This window comes from Acinetobacter sp. AM (assembly GCF_003105055.1).
In the GTDB taxonomy this organism is placed as follows: Bacteria; Pseudomonadota; Gammaproteobacteria; order Pseudomonadales; family Moraxellaceae; genus Acinetobacter; species Acinetobacter tibetensis.
In genome coordinates this window covers 129,366-146,672 of the sequence record NZ_QETG01000003.1, presented here as the reverse complement: position 1 = coordinate 146,672, position 17,307 = coordinate 129,366, and the positions used below count along the sequence as shown (strand labels likewise).

Annotated in this window: 14 protein-coding genes and 1 riboswitch; of the genes, 13 read left to right on the top strand and 1 reads right to left on the bottom strand. The window is 43.1% G+C overall.

What is annotated here, in order from left to right; translation table 11 throughout:
• Positions 1-23: 23 nt before the first annotated feature.
• From DCO44_RS03010 to lpxC, 5 genes are all read left to right on the top strand, one after another.
• Positions 24-953, top strand: a complete 930-nt coding sequence (locus tag DCO44_RS03010) for a D-alanine--D-alanine ligase (RefSeq protein ID WP_116759134.1) — start codon at positions 24-26, stop codon at positions 951-953.
• Positions 954-956: 3 nt separating this feature from the next.
• Positions 957-1,811, top strand: a complete 855-nt coding sequence (locus DCO44_RS03005; RefSeq protein ID WP_116759133.1) for a cell division protein FtsQ/DivIB — start codon at positions 957-959, stop codon at positions 1,809-1,811.
• Between the two features lie 64 nt (positions 1,812-1,875).
• Entirely contained in the window at positions 1,876-3,138 is a 1,263-nt protein-coding gene (gene ftsA, locus DCO44_RS03000) for a cell division protein FtsA (RefSeq protein WP_016168840.1), read from the top strand.
• A 161-nt stretch (positions 3,139-3,299) separates the two neighbouring features.
• The gene (gene ftsZ / locus DCO44_RS02995) at positions 3,300-4,484 is read left to right on the top strand and encodes a cell division protein FtsZ (RefSeq protein ID WP_116759132.1); all 1,185 of its coding nucleotides are present in this window, start codon (positions 3,300-3,302) and stop codon (positions 4,482-4,484) included.
• A 124-nt stretch (positions 4,485-4,608) separates the two neighbouring features.
• Positions 4,609-5,511 (top strand): UDP-3-O-acyl-N-acetylglucosamine deacetylase, encoded by a 903-nt coding sequence (gene lpxC, locus DCO44_RS02990; RefSeq protein WP_116759131.1) that lies wholly within the window; start codon positions 4,609-4,611, stop codon positions 5,509-5,511.
• A gap of 96 nt (positions 5,512-5,607) precedes the next feature.
• Here the strand turns inward: lpxC and DCO44_RS02985 are convergent, their stop codons facing one another.
• Complete coding sequence (locus tag DCO44_RS02985) at positions 5,608-6,048, bottom strand: DUF721 domain-containing protein (protein ID WP_116759130.1); 441 nt, start codon at positions 6,046-6,048, stop codon at positions 5,608-5,610.
• Positions 6,049-6,156: 108 nt separating this feature from the next.
• Between DCO44_RS02985 and DCO44_RS02980 the strand changes: the two genes are divergently transcribed.
• The 8 genes from DCO44_RS02980 to glmM all read left to right on the top strand — a co-directional run bounded on the left by DCO44_RS02980 (position 6,157) and on the right by glmM (position 17,300).
• Entirely contained in the window at positions 6,157-6,846 is a 690-nt protein-coding gene (locus DCO44_RS02980; protein ID WP_116759129.1) for a M23 family metallopeptidase, read from the top strand.
• 330 nt (positions 6,847-7,176) lie between these two features.
• Positions 7,177-9,891 (top strand): pyruvate dehydrogenase (acetyl-transferring), homodimeric type, encoded by a 2,715-nt coding sequence (gene aceE, locus DCO44_RS02975; protein ID WP_116759128.1) that lies wholly within the window; start codon positions 7,177-7,179, stop codon positions 9,889-9,891.
• Positions 9,892-9,893: 2 nt separating this feature from the next.
• Entirely contained in the window at positions 9,894-11,885 is a 1,992-nt protein-coding gene (locus DCO44_RS02970; protein WP_116759127.1) for a 2-oxo acid dehydrogenase subunit E2, read from the top strand.
• Positions 11,886-12,045: 160 nt separating this feature from the next.
• Entirely contained in the window at positions 12,046-12,339 is a 294-nt protein-coding gene (locus tag DCO44_RS02965) for a hypothetical protein (RefSeq protein WP_116759126.1), read from the top strand.
• A 76-nt stretch (positions 12,340-12,415) separates the two neighbouring features.
• Positions 12,416-12,557: riboswitch (yybP-ykoY riboswitch) on the top strand.
• A gap of 85 nt (positions 12,558-12,642) precedes the next feature.
• Positions 12,643-13,218: a TMEM165/GDT1 family protein gene (locus DCO44_RS02960; protein WP_116759125.1), complete on the top strand. Its 576-nt coding sequence runs from the start codon at positions 12,643-12,645 to the stop codon at positions 13,216-13,218.
• A gap of 178 nt (positions 13,219-13,396) precedes the next feature.
• Positions 13,397-14,194, top strand: coding sequence for an MBL fold metallo-hydrolase (locus DCO44_RS02955; protein ID WP_116759124.1), 798 nt, complete (start codon positions 13,397-13,399; stop codon positions 14,192-14,194).
• A 184-nt stretch (positions 14,195-14,378) separates the two neighbouring features.
• Positions 14,379-15,845, top strand: a complete 1,467-nt coding sequence (guaB, locus tag DCO44_RS02950; protein WP_116759123.1) for an IMP dehydrogenase — start codon at positions 14,379-14,381, stop codon at positions 15,843-15,845.
• Between the two features lie 123 nt (positions 15,846-15,968).
• Positions 15,969-17,300: a phosphoglucosamine mutase gene (glmM, locus tag DCO44_RS02945; protein WP_116759122.1), complete on the top strand. Its 1,332-nt coding sequence runs from the start codon at positions 15,969-15,971 to the stop codon at positions 17,298-17,300.
• Positions 17,301-17,307: the final 7 nt, after the last annotated feature.

The following is a 17,307-nucleotide window of genomic DNA, read 5'->3' as shown; positions in this document are numbered from 1 at the left end:
TATAACAGTTTAAGGATAAAAACGTGTCAAATGCTTCAAAGTTCGGCAAAGTTGCCGTGTTGCTTGGTGGTAAATCAGCTGAGCGTGAGGTTTCTCTCGATAGTGGTCAGGCTGTACTTGAAGCATTGATTCGTTCTGGGGTAAATGCTGAGGCATTTGATCCTCAGAATCGTAGCGTGACAGAATTGGTCAATTATGATCGGGCCTTTATTGTATTGCATGGTCGTGGTGGTGAAGATGGTCAGATTCAAGGTGTATTGGAGTGGTTAAACATTCCTTATACAGGAACTGGTGTTCAAGGTTCTGCCATTGGTATGGACAAAGTTAAAACCAAACAAATCTGGCAAGGGTCAGACTTACCAACTGCACCGTACCGTATTATTGATAAAGACAGTGATTTAACTGAAGTGGTTGAAAGCTTAGGTTTACCACTCATTATTAAGCCTGTACACGAAGGCTCTAGCGTAGGCATGAGTAAGGTTGAAAAAGCTGAAGATTTGGCTGCTGCAATTGTAAAAGCAACACAACACGATGCTGTAGTGATGGCGGAAAAATGGATTACAGGGCGTGAATTCACCATTTCCTTTTTAAATGGTCAACCTTTACCTGTGATTCGTTTGCAACCTCCTGCGGATGTGGCTTTTTATGATTATGAAGCGAAATATCAACGCAATGATGTGCAATATGGTATTCCGTGCGGTTTAACGGAAGTGGAAGAACAACGTCTACAAGCATTGTGTTTACGCGCATTCCAAGCGGTTGGGGCAAGTGGTTGGGGGCGTATTGATGCCATGCAGGACGAACAAGGCAACTTCTGGTTACTTGAAGTCAATACAGTACCCGGCATGACCAGTCACTCATTGGTGCCCAAAGCTGCCAATGCGGTAGGCTATAGTTTTGATGCGTTATGTGTTGCAATTTTAGAACAAACACTTACAGGTGCAGCACACTAAGTTATGGCTCAACTTCCAGCATCGATGCGGCGCAAACGCGCTGCAATTACCTCGATTCACGACAAACCACCCACGCGAAAAGAACAGCTGACTAACGTGGGTGGTTGGTTGCTCTTGGTCATTGCTTTTGTGGTCTTGGCTGCTGGAATATTTGGCTTATACAAAGTCATGACCGATGCACGTGTCGCGGATTTGGATGTGGTTGGAACGCGTTCCGATGCTGAGCATCGTCAAGTGATGTTGCACGTGGCACCAACTTTACAAAATAATTATTTTACTTCTGATTTAGAACAAATCCGTGACCGCGCTTTAGAGTTGTCATGGGTAGATCGAGTTGTGGTTTCTCGGGCATGGCCGAATGCAATTCGCGTTCGAGTAATGCCTCGCCATGCGATTGCCCGTTGGGGAACTGGGCGCTTGCTAAGCGATAGCGGTGATGTTTTTGCTGAAGTGACACCCAAAAATTATCAACAATTGCCGTTGCTTCATGGGCCAATTAGCCAATCCAAAACCATGATGCGTCGCTATAATGAAATTAATCAATTATTCCTTCCAGTCAACCTTCGGCTAAAAGAATTATATTTAACAGAGCGTATGACTTGGTTTATGCAGTTTGATTCTGGATTACGTGTTATTGTTGATCAAGATCAAACCATGAGTAAGCTACAACGCTTGAGTCATCTCGCACAAAGTGATTTGAAACCTGTGTGGTCACAAATCTCAGCAATCGATTTACGCTATAGGAACGGCCTAGCGATTCAATGGAAAAGCGCAGCCCCACCCAAAACTGTAAATGGTCACTTTGTTGTAACGATTAATGACACAAGCATTGCGGATGGGATAAATGCAAAGCCATAATGGTTGGCTTTATAAATAGAGGCGTAAAGCCATAAATTAAACAAACATGTAATGGTAGTAAATAATGAGTGAAGCTGTTCCCTCAGTTGTTGCGATTGACATTGGGACACATAAAGTTTCAGTTTTGATTGGTAAGGTGCATGCCCCAGACAAGATTCAAGTCATTGGGATGGCGACTGCACGTAACCGCGGTATGAACAAAGGCAAAATCGTGAGCTTGGATAAAGTCATCACGGCGATAAAAAATGCCGTTCAGGAAGCGGAAGATATGGCTGAGTGCCGTGTGCATTCGGCTTGGGTTTCTATTCCAAGTGCAGAATTAAAAAGTTTTTATGCTTCGGGGCGTACCCCAATTGAAAACGCTGAACATAGTATTAGCACCAATGAAGTGGTCAGAGCATTAGAGTTGGCCAAAGCCAGCCATGTCACTTCAGATCATTATTTGGTGAGTGCAGTTCCGCTTGGTTTCGAATTGGATGATTCTCCAGAATGGGTACAGAATCCAATTCGGATGTCCGCGCACACGATGAAAGGGCATTATCAGTTGATGATGTTACCCATCAGTACCATGCAAAATTTGGATCGTGCCATGAAAGGCGCAAACATCACCGTAGAAAAAATGGTGGTGTCCTGCTTGGCAACGGCAGAAGCCAGTTTGCTGAAAGACGAAAAAGAATATGGGGTTTGTTTGCTCGATATGGGCGCTGGAACCACCAATCTTGCGGTCTATTTAGATGGGCGTCTGGCGATGGCGGAAACCTTACAGCGTGGCGGTGAACATGTAACACGTGATATTGCTGCTGTCTTACAGACCACGACAGAAGAAGCAGAAAGAATTAAGTTGCTTTATGGTTGTGTCGACTTAAAAGTGGTGAAACCTGATCATATGATTCAAATTCAAGGCATTGATGGTCCGCAAACTATCAGCCGAATTGAATTATCCGACATTATGATTGCACGCTATGAAGAAATTTTGACCCAAGTTCGAGAAGCACTTGAGCGTAGCGGGGCAATTCATGGCTTATATCATGGTGTGGTCTTGACGGGTGATGCTTGTCAGATTGAAGGGATGGTCAGTCTAGTGCGCCGGATGTTGGGTATTTCAGCGCATTTGGGCAATCCACCTGTACAAGTTTATGCCGATGAACCTTATTTGGCTTCACTACGTCGTTCCCAATACGCAACGGCGGCAGGCTTGTTGATGTTCAGTCAAGGGGATCCGCAAGAGACCTTGGTAGAAACCGTAGATCCTGAAACACTTTCGTTTTGGAAACGTGCTGGACGCGCATGGTCAGGACTAAATGATAAGTTGAAATCTATTTTTTAGTGGTATTTTTAAGGAATATTGTTTGGAAGTTGTACGTTAAGCGGTCAATACTTGACAAGCTAAACATTGAACAGCATTCTAAAATCAATTTTATTTATGCAGATCAAGGCAGTATACGGGCTTAAGTGACTGCCAATTACGAATTAGGAAATTTAAAGGTCATGGCCTCATTTGAATTTTTAGAAGATGATCAGAACGATAGCAACGGTCAAGCCCGTTTCACTGTATTTGGTGTAGGTGGTGCAGGCGGTAATGCTGTTCAACACATGTTGGAATCAGATATTCAAGGTGTGAAATTTGTTTGTGCCAATACGGACAAGCAAGCTTTAGATCGTATGAATGCACAATTTAAAATCCAGTTAGGTGAACAAAGTACTCGTGGTTTAGGTGCAGGTGCGAATCCTCAAGTGGGTCAAACGGCGGCCGAAGAAAGCCGTGAGTTGATCCGCCAGCATTTAGAAGGCACCGACATGGTGTTTGTGACCGCAGGTATGGGTGGTGGTACGGGTACAGGTGCTGCTCCAGTCGTTGCAGAAATTGCCAAAGAAATGGGTATTTTAACGGTGGGTGTAGTGACTACGCCGTTTAATTTTGAAGGTAAGCGTCGTCAACAGTCTGCTGAAAAAGGCATTGAGGCTTTAGAAGCGCATGTCGACTCGCTCATTATTATTCCAAACCAGCGCCTGTTAAAAGTATTCCGCGATATCTCGATGAAGGATGCTTATAAAAAGGCGGATGACGTGTTACTCAATGCAGTACGCAGTATCTTCGATTTAGTGGTTCGCCCTGGTCACATTAACCTTGACTTTGCTGACTTGAAAACCGCAATGAGTACCCGTGGTTATGCCATGATGGGTGCAGGCTCAGGTCGTGGTGAACATCGTGCGCGTCAAGCTGCAGAACAAGCGATTCGTAGTCCGTTATTAGATAACGTGACCATTATGAATGCGAAGGGTATTTTGATTAATGTGACAGGTGGTGATGATGTCACCTTTGGTGAAATTGAAGAAATCACCGATGTTGTGAACCAAATTGTGGACTTGGATGAAGGTCAAGTTTTCTACGGTACGGTATTTGATCCAGATGCGCGTGATGAAATTAGCGTGACTGTGATTGCAACCGGTTTAACTCGCAATTCGGCAGATGCGATTGAACCTGTGAAGCGTGCAACTACGCAGGTTTCACGTTCTGCAACGACACATGCTGTGGTTGAAGAAGATGACGTTCCTGCAATTCAGCGTCAGCAGGCGGATGCTTCTGTAATTAATGCGGCTTCATCTGCTGGTGCGTCACGTCCAACACCAATGAGTATTCAAGATTATTTGAAAAATCAGCAACGTAAGTAATTATTTTTCAATAACTTGCTTTTAAAACACTATAAAAGGTAGCGTTATCGCTACCTTTTTGTTTTTTATCAATGGCTAAATATGCTAACGTATAGCGGATTTATGGGCAGATGATAGAAAAAGCATGTTGAAACAGCGTACCCTGCAACGTGTCGTGAAAGCGAGCGGTATTGGTCTTCATAGTGGGCAAAAGGTATTAATGAACTTTGTGCCGCACCATGTGGATGGGGGTATTGTGTTCCGTCGTATTGATTTAGATCCACCTGTGGATATTCAAGCCGATGCGATGCTGATTCAAGAAGCATTTATGTGCTCTAACTTGGTTCAGGATAATGCCAAAGTAGGCACCATTGAGCACGTCATGAGTGCGATTGCAGGTTTGGGTATTGATAATTTAATTATCGAGGTCTCTGCTTCAGAAGTGCCGATTATGGATGGCAGTGCTGGTCCATTTATCTACCTGTTAATGCAAGGTGGGTTGATTGAGCAAAATGCACCCAAAAAATTTATCCGAATCTTAAAGCCTGTAGAAGCATTAATTGATGATAAGCGTGCAATTTTTACGCCGCATTCAGGTTTTCAGTTGAATTTCACCATTGATTTTGATCATCCTGCATTTAAAAAAGAATATCAGTCTGCCACCATTGATTTCTCAACTGAAACTTTTGTGTACGAAGTCAGTGAGGCACGTACATTTGGCTTCATGAAGGACTTGGATTACTTAAAAGCCAACAATTTGGCTTTAGGAGCAAGTTTAGACAATGCCATTGGTGTAGATGATACTGGCGTGGTCAATGAAGAAGGTTTGCGCTTCTCTGATGAATTTGTTCGTCACAAAATATTAGATGCCGTAGGCGATTTATATTTATTAGGACATCAAATTATTGCGAAATTTGATGGATATAAGTCAGGTCATGCCCTGAATAACCAATTGTTACGCAATGTTCAAAGTGATCCAACCAGCTATGAAATTGTAACATTTGATGACATAGATCAATGTCCAATCCCTTATGTAAGTGTGACATAAGTCATTGTCTTATATGGGCTACGTTATAATATAACAAATAAAAATGAGAATTAAGTCGCTTTTTTGATCGAAGCATTTTCTAAACCCAGCCCTAGCTTACTTTTTATTGCTTGCCAAACGTAGCATTGCTTGGCTAAGCTTAGGGTCGCTCACAAAGTCAGCAGCCCCTTTTAATAAATCTTGGGTTTCTGGGCTAAGAGATCGTGAAGATGGTTCAGGAGCAGGTGTGGTTGTTGAGGAAACTCTTAAACGAACCTGTATTTTTTGTAAATCTTTGAGTTCTTCTAGTTGAGCCAATTGAACAATATATTGCTTTTGTAAGTAACCTAGTTGACTCACCATCGCTTGATTTTCACCCGTTACGGTCAAAACACCATATTGATAACAAGCAACCTGCCATTGCTCTGGTTGAGGCAATAACGGTTGAATGAGTTTGCTAAGTTTCTGCCATGCAGCAACTTGCGTTGAGAGAAACGATAAGTTTCCTGTTTTTATGCGTTTTCTTGTTTGTTGAAAGAGATTCTCTGGTTCAGACATACATATTACCTTCATATTTGTGTCTTAAGCTTATGCGCTCCTTTCAGTAGATATCAAGGAAGAGATCACGCAAGGAACTTTTGTAAGAACAGTTTAAAGAGGTTTTTTATGCACACAAGACGTATTTTATTGGCGTTTTCTTTAGCGGCTTCGACCGCATCGGTCGCTTTCGCTGATTTAGTTCAATTAAATTCTAATACCACGGCTTCACCAGATCGTATTGAACAACTGACTCAAACTTTAGCGCAAGGTTCATATGCTGAACCTGAAGACATCGATATTCCTGCAAGTACGCAAATGTCCGTCAAATTGCGTGAAAAAACTATTGAACTAAACAACGAATCAATTGCTAAAAAATACGGCACAAAAACTTCGTATTCTGCATCTTCAAATAGTCCTTATTCATGGTTAGTGACTCATCCATTGCCAGACATGAAACGCATCAGCTCAAATTTTGGTGGTCGTACCATGGGTGGACGTGCTGAACATCATTCAGGTTTAGATTTGTCAGCGCCAAGTGGTACACCAATTTATGCAACGGGTTCTGGTGTTGTAACCAAATCGGGTTGGGGTTCTGGCTATGGTCAATATGTTGAAATTAACCACGGCGATGGTTACATCACACGTTATGCACATGCTTCACGTTTAATTGCGCGTGTCGGTGACCGCGTAGATGCGGGTGAACATATTGCCAATGTTGGTTGTACAGGTCGTTGTACTGGCCCGCATTTACATTATGAAGTTGTAAAAGATGGTCAGCGTAAAAATCCATCGACTTATTTAGCCATGTTGCCGTAATCGCACCTGACTATTTAAGCTTAGAATTCTTCGAAAGGCAGTGTATTGGGTCTTACCTCTTTCCCATACGCTGCCTTTTTATTGTTTCCAATATTTGCACCAAAGTAGTGACGTTTTCTGTATCTTTTTTCATACTATCAGGCAGAAGAGTTTTATTTGTATAAAAAAACAACATTATTGGCGATTTTTTGTTAATTTGAGTGTTAAATCGTCAGCAATTATTTATTTTATAAATAGTGGTACCTGCCCGTATTCAGCTAGAGCGATAACTTCTAATACCAAAGTATGGTACATATACATAATAGATTAAGCTTAAGGAATAGGTGGATTATGGCGTTTTATGGCGATACAGATGCGCAAGAAACCCAAGAATGGCAAGATGCTTTCGATTCGGTTCTAAAACACATGGGAACAGAGCGCGCTGCATTTTTATTAGAAAAATTATATCAACGTGCGATCGCGAAACATGTTCCTATTCAGCGCTTAAACACTCCTTATTTAAATACCGTTTCTGTTGAAGAAACTCCAGCCATGCCAGGCGATCAGGATATGGAGCGCCGTATTCGTGCGCTGATCCGTTGGAATGCCTTGGCAATGGTATTACGTGCAAATAAAACAGGTGATGACCTAGGTGGTCACTTGGCAAGTTTTGCCTCTTCTGCAACATTATATGATGTAGGTTTTAACCATTTCTTCCGCGCAAACAGCAATAACTTTGGCGGAGATATGATTTATTACCAAGGACACTGTGCTCCTGGTATTTATGCACGTTCATTCCTTGAAGGACGTTTGACTGAAGAACAGTTAAGTAATTTCCGCCGTGAAGTTGGCGGTAATGGTTTACCAAGCTATCCACATCCATACTTAATGCCGGACTATTGGCAATTCCCAACGGTATCAATGGGTCTTGGTCCAATCATGTCGATTTATCAAGCACACATTCAAAAATATTTGATGAACCGTGGCTTGATCAAAGAAGAAGATCGTAAAGTCTGGGCATATCTTGGCGATGGTGAGATGGATGAGCCAGAAAGTACTGGTGCAATTTCACTTGCTGGTCGTGAAAAACTTGATAACCTCATTTGGGTAGTTAACTGTAACTTACAGCGTCTCGATGGTCCTGTACGTGGTAACGGTAAAATCATTCAAGAATTAGAATCTTTATTCCGTGGTGCGGGCTGGCGTGTCATTAAAGTGGTATGGGGTCGTCATTGGGATCCGCTACTTGCAAAAGACAGCACAGGCGCTTTAAAAGCGGTCATGGAAGAAACAGTTGATGGTGAATACCAACGCTATCAAGTGAAAGGTGGTGCATATACACGTGAAAAATTCTTTGGCAAGTACCCAGAAGCTGCGGAACTGGTCAAAGATTTAAGCGATGAAGACATTGATAATCTTAACCGTGGTGGTCATGACCCGTACAAAGTTTTTGCGGCCTATGCAGAAGCAATGAAAGCCAAAGGTCAACCAACCGTTATTCTTGCAAAAACGGTTAAAGGTTACGGTTTGTCTGAAGAAATTGAAGCGGTGAATAAGACTCACCAAATCAAAAAAATGCAGATCGACTCTTTGAAATATGTACGTGACCGTTTTAACCTGCCATTTACAGATGATAAGTTAGAAGAGCTTCCATTCTACCGCCCAAGTGAAAACTCGCCAGAAATGAAGTATATGAAGGCGCGTCGTGAAGCTTTAGGTGGCTATTTACCTGCACGTCGTAAAGAGAGTGAGCAATTAGCCATTCCTGAATTGTCGGTATTTGATGCAGTATTAAAAGGTTCTGCGGGCAAAGAACAATCCACCACCATGGTGATGGTTCGTTTAATTGCTTCTTTACTTAAAGAAAAAGCAATTAAAGATCGCGTAGTACCCATCGTTCCAGATGAAGCGCGTACGTTTGGTTTAGAAGGTATGTTCCGTCAGTTGGGTATTTATGCCGCTCACGGTCAAAAATACACACCAGAAGACCAAGAACAATTGATGCATTACCGTGAAGCCAAAGACGGTCACATGCTACAAGAAGGGATCAACGAAGCAGGCGCGATGAGCGCATGGGCAGCGTTGGCAACCAGTTATTCAACCAATAACTTGCCAATGATTCCAATGTACATGTACTACTCAATGTTTGGTTTCCAACGTATTGGCGACATTGCATGGGCAGCAGGCGACGCACAAGCACAAGGTTTCTTATTGGGTGCAACTGCTGGTCGTACCACACTAAACGGTGAAGGTTTACAGCACCAAGATGGTCATTCACATATCCTTGCGAATACGATTCCAAACTGTGTGTCTTATGACCCATGTTTCGGTTATGAGTTAGCAGTAATTGTGCATGACGGTTTACAGCGTATGTATGTGAACCAAGAGCGTGTGTTCTATTACTTAACCGTGATGAACGAAAACTACGAGCATCCTGAAATGCCAGTAGGCGCTGAGGAAGGCATCAAACGCGGCATGTACTTGTTCGAAAAAGATGAAAAAGCTACGGTTCAGCTCATGGGTTCAGGCGTGATTCTGCGTGAAGTGATTAAAGCTGCGAAAATCTTACGTGACGAATACCAAATCCATTCAAACGTTTGGAGTGTAACAAGCTTCAATGAGTTGTCGCGTGATGGTATGGCATGTGAAGAATACAACCGTTTACACCCACTTACTGAAGAAGTGAAAGAGTCTTGGGTGTCTAAACAATTACGCGGTACAGAAGGTATTGTTGTTTCAGCAACAGATCATATGCGTGCTTATAGCGAACAAATCCGTGCCTATCTTCCAGATGGCCGCCCATTTGTTGCGTTGGGTACAGATGGTTATGGTCGCTCAGATACACGTGCGAACTTGCGTAGTTTCTTTGGTGTTGATGCTGCACATATCGTTGTTGCTACTTTGAAAAAATTAGCTGACGAAGGTGAAGTCGATGCACGTTTAGTGAAAGATGCAATTTCTAACTTTGAGTTAGACACTGACCGTCCAGTGGCATGGGCTCCTCAGGCGCACCCTGAAGTTCACCCAGTTGCGGACTACAAAGAACAATCAGGTGAGGAGAACTAAGCATGCAAATCACAACACCTGATATTGGCGTGGATAAAGCCACGGTTGCAGAAATTTTAGTAAAAGTCGGTGATCAGATTGCTGTTGATGACAGTCTAGTCTTACTTGAGTCTGACAAAGCCTCTGTTGAAGTGCCTAGCACTTCAACAGGTGTGGTTAAAAGCATCAGTGTCGCAGTGGGCGATGAAGTGTCTGAAGGCGCTGTACTGATTGAGCTTGAATCAGATGTTGCTGCCACTCCTGTCGCAGCAAAAGTGGAAGAAAAAGTGGCTGAACCTGCTCCAGCGGTTGCCACACCAGAAGTTGCAGCTCCTGCTGTCGCGACTCAACCAGCGACAAGTGCTGTAGTTGATGTGCAAGTACCAGACATTGGTGTTGAAAAAGCGGTTGTGGGTGAAATCCTGGTCAAAGCTGGCGATACAATTGAAGTTGATCAAAGTATCGTGGTGGTTGAATCGGATAAAGCCACGGTTGAAGTACCGAGTACGGTTGCTGGCACGGTTGAAAGTGTTGAAATTCAAGCAGGCGATACGGTTAAAGAAGGTGTAGTGCTGTTAAAAGTGAAAGTGGCAGGTGCTACAGCTCCAACAGCAACAACACCAGCAAGCGTTGCATCAGCACCAGCAAGCGTTGCATCAGCACCAGCAGTTGAATCTGTACAACAGGCAGCCGGTGTTACCGCAGCACCTGTTGCAACAGGTGCAGTCGAAATTACAGTACCCGACTTAGGTGTCGACAAAGCCACTGTCGCTGAGATTCTGGTGAGCGTCGGCGATCGTGTTGAGAACGATCAAAGCATTATTGTGGTGGAGTCTGACAAAGCGACGGTAGAAGTACCAAGCACGACTGCGGGTGTGATTAAAGCCATTCATGTTTCTGCTGGACAAAGTGTCGCGCAAGGTATGCCTTTGGTGACCATTGAGGGTGAATCGGCAGCGCCAGCCGTACAAACGCCTGCTACAGTTCCTGCAAAAGCTCAACCACAAGCGTCTACGACTCCTGCTGTGTCTGCTGCTAAAGTTGAAGCTACACCAGTACAAACAACTGGGGTAGATAAACTAACCAAAGAGCAAAGTGCAGAAAATGCAAAAGTATATGCAGGTCCTGCGGTACGTAAATTGGCGCGTGAATTAGGTGTTGTACTTGCACAGGTGCAAAACTCTGGTCCACATGGTCGCTTAATGAAAGAAGATGTGTTTGCCTATGTGAAAGCACGTTTGACAGCACCGCAAGCAGCTCCAGTTGCTGCGGCAGCACCTGCTGTTTCAGGTTTGCCAAAGCTTCCTGACTTCACTGCTTTTGGTGGTGTGGAAGAAAAAGTGCTGACGCGTTTGCAGCAAGTATCAATTCCGCAATTGTCATTGAACAACTTTATTCCTCAAGTTACGCAGTTTGATTTGGCTGATATTACTGAACTTGAAGCTTGGCGTAATGATCTTAAAGGTAACTTTAAGAAAGATGGCATTAGCCTGACCATTATGGCATTCATTATTAAAGCTGTTGCGCATCTATTGAAAGAAGAGCGTGATTTTGCAGGTCACTTAGCAGATGATGGTAAGTCAGTCTTGTTACGTAACGAAATTCATATGGGGATTGCCGTTGCGACACCAGATGGCTTAACCGTACCTGTATTACGTCATCCTGACCAAAAATCAATTAAGCAAATTGCGGTTGAACTAGGTGTGCTGGGTCAAAAAGCGCGTGACAAAAAACTTTCTCCGAAAGATCTTCAAGGTGCGAACTTTACCATTACCAGCTTAGGTTCAATTGGTGGTACAGCATTCACACCGTTGGTGAACTGGCCACAAGTTGCGATTCTTGGTATTTCGCCAGCGACCATGCAGCCAGTATGGAACGGGCAAGGTTTTGATCCGAAACTTATGCTTCCACTGTCATTGTCCTACGATCACCGTGTGATTAATGGGGCGGATGCAGCGCGTTTCACCAACAAGTTAACTAAGCTGTTGGCAGATATCCGTAGTTTACTGATCTAGTCATTGTTTCAATCAGTACTTCAAACCTCGCCTCGGCGGGGTTTTTTTATTGTGATGGAATTGGAAAAATCGTCAAAATCTGTTGTGAAGTTTAAAGAACTGGTTTGATTTGGTTAAAATGAAGAGAAAAGTAGAAGTGAATGCAGGGAGTCGCATATAAATGTTTGTATTTTTAAAGTTTATGCTGCCGTTATTGTTGCTGGTTTTGGTGTTAATGGGACTTTGGCTGAGTGTGTTACATTTTCCATGGCAATGGATTACCTATTTGGTGATGGGGCTGGAAATTTTCACCGCCACGATCGTGTTCTCGATGGAATATCAGGCACAGCATATTGGTGGTGCCAGTGGCTGGGGAAGTTTCGCTTGGCTTGGTTTTAATGTCGGTTTGGCGATGTTGTTGGGATTGTGTCGAATCGCCATCTGGTTATACCAACGCTTAGAATTCCAGTTTTAACCCAAAAGAGAACAAATCTGCGTGATGATAAAATAAAACGAAAGAGTGGAAAACTTGAGTAAATTTTGTATAATAGTTGCGATTCATTGGGGAGTAGCCGCTTTTTACGCTATGTAAAAAGGTGATGATCAACATAATTGTTCCACAGAACATGGTCATCATAGCAAAGAACCAAATAAGCTCATCAAGCAGCTTTTTTTGTTGGCAAGACCTTTGATTTACCACTCTGCATCAATCGATTTGATTTTGGCTAGCAGGAGGGGTAAGTCATAGGCAAATTTTGCTAGCCAGAGAAAAGATGTTATGCATGAGTTCCTCATTTCGACAGCAATTGTCGCACTCGCTGAAATGGGTGATAAAACCCAACTTCTTGCCTTATTATTGGCTGCACGTTTCCGTAAACCTGTCCCTCTTCTGATTGCAATTTTAGCTGCAACGCTGATTAACCATGGCTTATCTGCGGTATTGGGGCAGTGGATCACCACGGTTTTAAGTCCTGAAGTGTTGATTTGGGTGTTGTCCCTTGGCTTTATCGGTATGGCAGCTTGGATGTTGATTCCAGATGAGCTGGATGATGAGACCGATAGCATCAATAAGTGGCAGAGATTTGGCGTATTCGGCGCAACCTTCGTCTTGTTCTTTTTGGCAGAAATTGGCGATAAAACCCAAATTGCAACTGTGGCCTTGGCTGCGCGTTATGACAGCATTTTCTGGGTGATGGCAGGAACCACTGTAGGCATGATGTTGGCAAACGCACCCGCAGTTTTTGTCGGGAATAAGTTGGCAGATAAGTTACCAATTTCATTAATTCATAAAATTGGCGCAGTCATCTTCTTGATTATTGGAGTCTCGACCTTAGTGCAGCATTATTTCTTCTAAGCGAGCTTTTTTAGAAAACCCAGCAAAACAGTTGGGTTTTTTATCAGATAAATCAGACAAATAAGTGCCAAAAAGTGAAAACTAGCTCTGTATATTTATTGTAAGTTCAACTATTTCCATTTATGTTATAGGGAATTAAAAATTGTACTTAATAGAATAGAATTATTGGGGTTTTGCTATGGCTTTTGATCGCACCACATCACAAGTGTTATTTGATAATGGCACACATAAGTGCATCAGTTTTACCAGTTTGGTTAAAGGTGAAGGCGTACAGGCAAACCAGTTTCTGATTTTAGATCATGAGCGCGCTGCGGTATTAGATCCAGGGGGGGATTTGACCTATGTCCCTTTAACGATGGAGCTGAATAAATACACCCGTTTAACTAATCTGGATTATGTGATGGCTTCACACCAAGATCCTGACATTATTACCTCAATGCCACGCTGGTTGGTGTATAGCGATGCCAAAGTGGTTGCTTCAAAGCTTTGGGCACGCTTTTTACCCCATTTAAACTCTGCCTTTATGAGTGACCGCATGAAAGGTGGCTGGTTGGAACGCTTGATCGAATTGCCAGACCACGGTGGAATCATTCCTTTGGGCGAATCAAGTATTGTCGTTGTTCCTGCCCATTTTCTACATTCAGTCGGGAATTTTCAATTTTACGATCCAATTGCAAAAATTTTATTTTCAGGTGATATGGGCGCTTCGATGGTGGATGATGCCAATAAGCCATTGGAAAATTTTTCTTCACATATTCCGAAAATGAAAGGGTTTCATCAACGCTATATGTGCTCCAATAAAGTCATTCGCTTATGGGTGAAGATGGTGCGTAGCATGGATGTTGAAATGATTGTGCCACAACATGGTACACCATTTATCGGTAAAGAGATGATCAACCAGTTCTTGGACTGGATTGAAACCTTGGAATGTGGCATTGACTTAATGGATGAAAGTGTTTTTACCTGCCCAACCTAACTTTTTACTTAATTGAAAATGAGATTGGCTTATAAATTAAAGTCAGTCTCTAGCAGTGAAACTGGGGCTGAAAATGCTTTTCCGTGTGCCTATATTTTTTTAAATGATATTTTTTTTAATAACAAATGAAATTTAAAGCTAAATTTGTTTATAATAGCGCACGGAAATTACCAGTGAGACTGTTATGTTGACCATCGTTCAAGAAGCGTTAACCTTCGATGATGTCTTATTACTCCCTGCCTATTCTACTGTCCTCCCAAAAGATGTCTCTCTAAAGACACGCCTGACTCGTGGCATTAACTTAAATATCCCTCTCGTTTCAGCAGCAATGGATACCGTGACTGAATCACGTATGGCAATTGCGATGTCACAAAACGGTGGTATTGGTATTTTGCATAAAAACATGGATATTGCTGCCCAAGCGGCAGAAGTACGCCGTGTGAAAAAATTTGAAGCAGGTATGGTCAAAGACCCAATTACAGTAACACCAGAAACCACGGTGCGTGAGTTGATTGCGATTACGCAAGCCAACAACATCAGTGGTGTGCCTGTAGTGAAAGATGGGAAAGTGGTTGGTATAGTGACAGGACGTGATACACGTTTTGAAACCAATCTTGAGCAACCTGTAAGCAGCATTATGACGGGTCAAGACCGTTTAGTGACTGTACGCGAAGGTGAATCTAAAGAACAGATTCAAGCGCTATTACAGAGACACCGTATTGAAAAAGTATTGGTGGTTGGCGAGAACAACGAATTAAAAGGTCTCATTACGGTCACTGATTTCCGTAAAGCAGAACTTTATCCAAACAGTTGTAAAGATGACCTCGGTCGTTTACGCGTAGGCGCTGCAGTCGGTACAGGTGTGGAAACACCAAGCCGCGTAGAAGCATTGGTTGATGCGGGTGTAGACGTGATTGTGGTAGATACCGCACATGGTCACTCTGCGGGTGTAATCGAACGTGTACGTTGGGTTAAACAAAACTATCCACAAGTCCAAGTGATTGGCGGCAACATTGCAACAGGTGATGCAGCATTAGCACTCCTTGATGCTGGTGCAGATGCGGTAAAAGTTGGTATCGGTCCTGGTTCAATCTGTACCACACGTATTGTTGCGGGTATTGGTATGCCACAAATCTCTGCGATTGATAGCGTTGCCAATGCATTAAAAGACCAAATTCCTTTAATTGCTGACGGTGGTATTCGTTTCTCTGGCGATATGGCGAAAGCGATTGGTGCGGGTGCAAGTACGATTATGGTGGGTTCACTGCTTGCGGGTACTGAAGAAGCACCGGGTGAAGTAGAATTCTTCCAAGGTCGTTACTACAAAGCATACCGTGGTATGGGTTCATTGGGTGCAATGGCAGGTGCGACAGGTTCGGCTGACCGTTATTTCCAAGACTCTAAAGCGGGTGCTGAGAAGTTGGTTCCAGAAGGAATTGAAGGCCGTGTACCGTACAAAGGACCAATGGGCAATATCGTACATCAAATGATGGGCGGCTTACGTTCTTCAATGGGCTATACGGGCTCTTCAACCATCGAAGATCTACGTCAAAATGCAAAATTTGTGAAGATTACGGCCGCAGGTATGTCGGAATCTCACGTACATGATGTCACCATTACCAAAGAAGCACCTAACTATCGTGTTGGTTGATTTTTAGTAATTTAGACCCAAAGAGACCGTCAACACTATGACGGTCTTTTTTGTTTTGGTGTAAAGTATTTCACTATGACAAAAGGTGGATAACAGCACCTAGCTATAAGAAGTGAGTAAAACATGAGTTATTTTGGCACAGATGGTATTCGTGGGAAATTTGGAGAATTACCAATTACGCCTGAATTTGCATTAAAACTAGGATTTGCAGCTGGGAAAGTCTTAAAAAAAATTTCGCAGAAAGATAAACCCATTGTTGTGTTAGGTAAAGATACGCGATTATCAGGGTATATTTTAGAGGCAGCTTTACAGGCAGGACTGAATGCTGCGGGTGTCTATGTGCATTTATTGGGTCCACTGCCTACCCCTGCAATTGCCCATTTAACACGTGCCTTACATGCCAGTTTGGGTATTGTGATTTCTGCATCGCATAACCCTTATTTCGATAACGGTATTAAATTCTTTTCTGGTGAAGGTAAAAAACTACCGGATGCCTTGCAAGAAGCAATTAACCAAGAATTAGAAAATGACTTGTTGATTGAAGATACTGCGAACTTGGGTAAAAGTGTCCGTGTAAAAGATGCCAATGGTCGTTATATCGAATTTTGTAAATCGACTTTCCCGTATCATTATGATTTGTCGAGTTTAAAAATAGTGGTGGACTGTGCCAATGGTGCGGCTTATAACGTAGGACCTGCCGTATTTATAGAGCTCGGTGCCAAAGTAATTGCACTCTATAATGAACCCAATGGTCTAAACATTAATAAAGGCTGTGGCTCAACCCATCCTGAAAACTTACAAAAAGCGGTTATTGAGCACAAAGCCGATGTAGGTATTGCTTTCGATGGCGATGCGGATCGCGTGATTATGGTGGATCGCAATGGCGAACAAATTACAGGTGACCATATTCTGTATATTTTGGCGACACAAGCCAGCAAAAAACCAGAAGGTATTGTTGGTACAGTGATGAGCAATATGGCGCTGGAATTGGCGTTAGAGCAAGCTCAAGTGCCATTTGTACGTGCCAAAGTCGGTGACCGTTATGTACTCCAAGCCCTTGAAGAAAATCAGTGGGTCACAGGTGGTGAGCCATCAGGTCATATTTTAACGCTGGATAAGAGCACAACAGGAGATGCCATTATTGCGGCATTACAAGTACTGACAGTGATGGTTGAGCAGAAAAAGGCACTGCATGAACTGGTTGCAGACTTTAAGCTGTTCCCGCAAGTGTTGGTCAATGTACGTTTAGAGCACATGATAGACCCATATGCAAACCCAGCAATGGTGGCTGAGTTTGAAAAAGCTGAGGCACAGCTCGCAGGTCGTGGCCGTCTATTGATTCGTAAATCAGGTACAGAACCTGTGATTCGGGTCATGGTAGAAGGTGATCAACTGGAAGAAGTCACTGCTTTGGCAAATCATCTTGCTGATGTGGTTCGTACCCAAGCCGCTTAAGGAATAA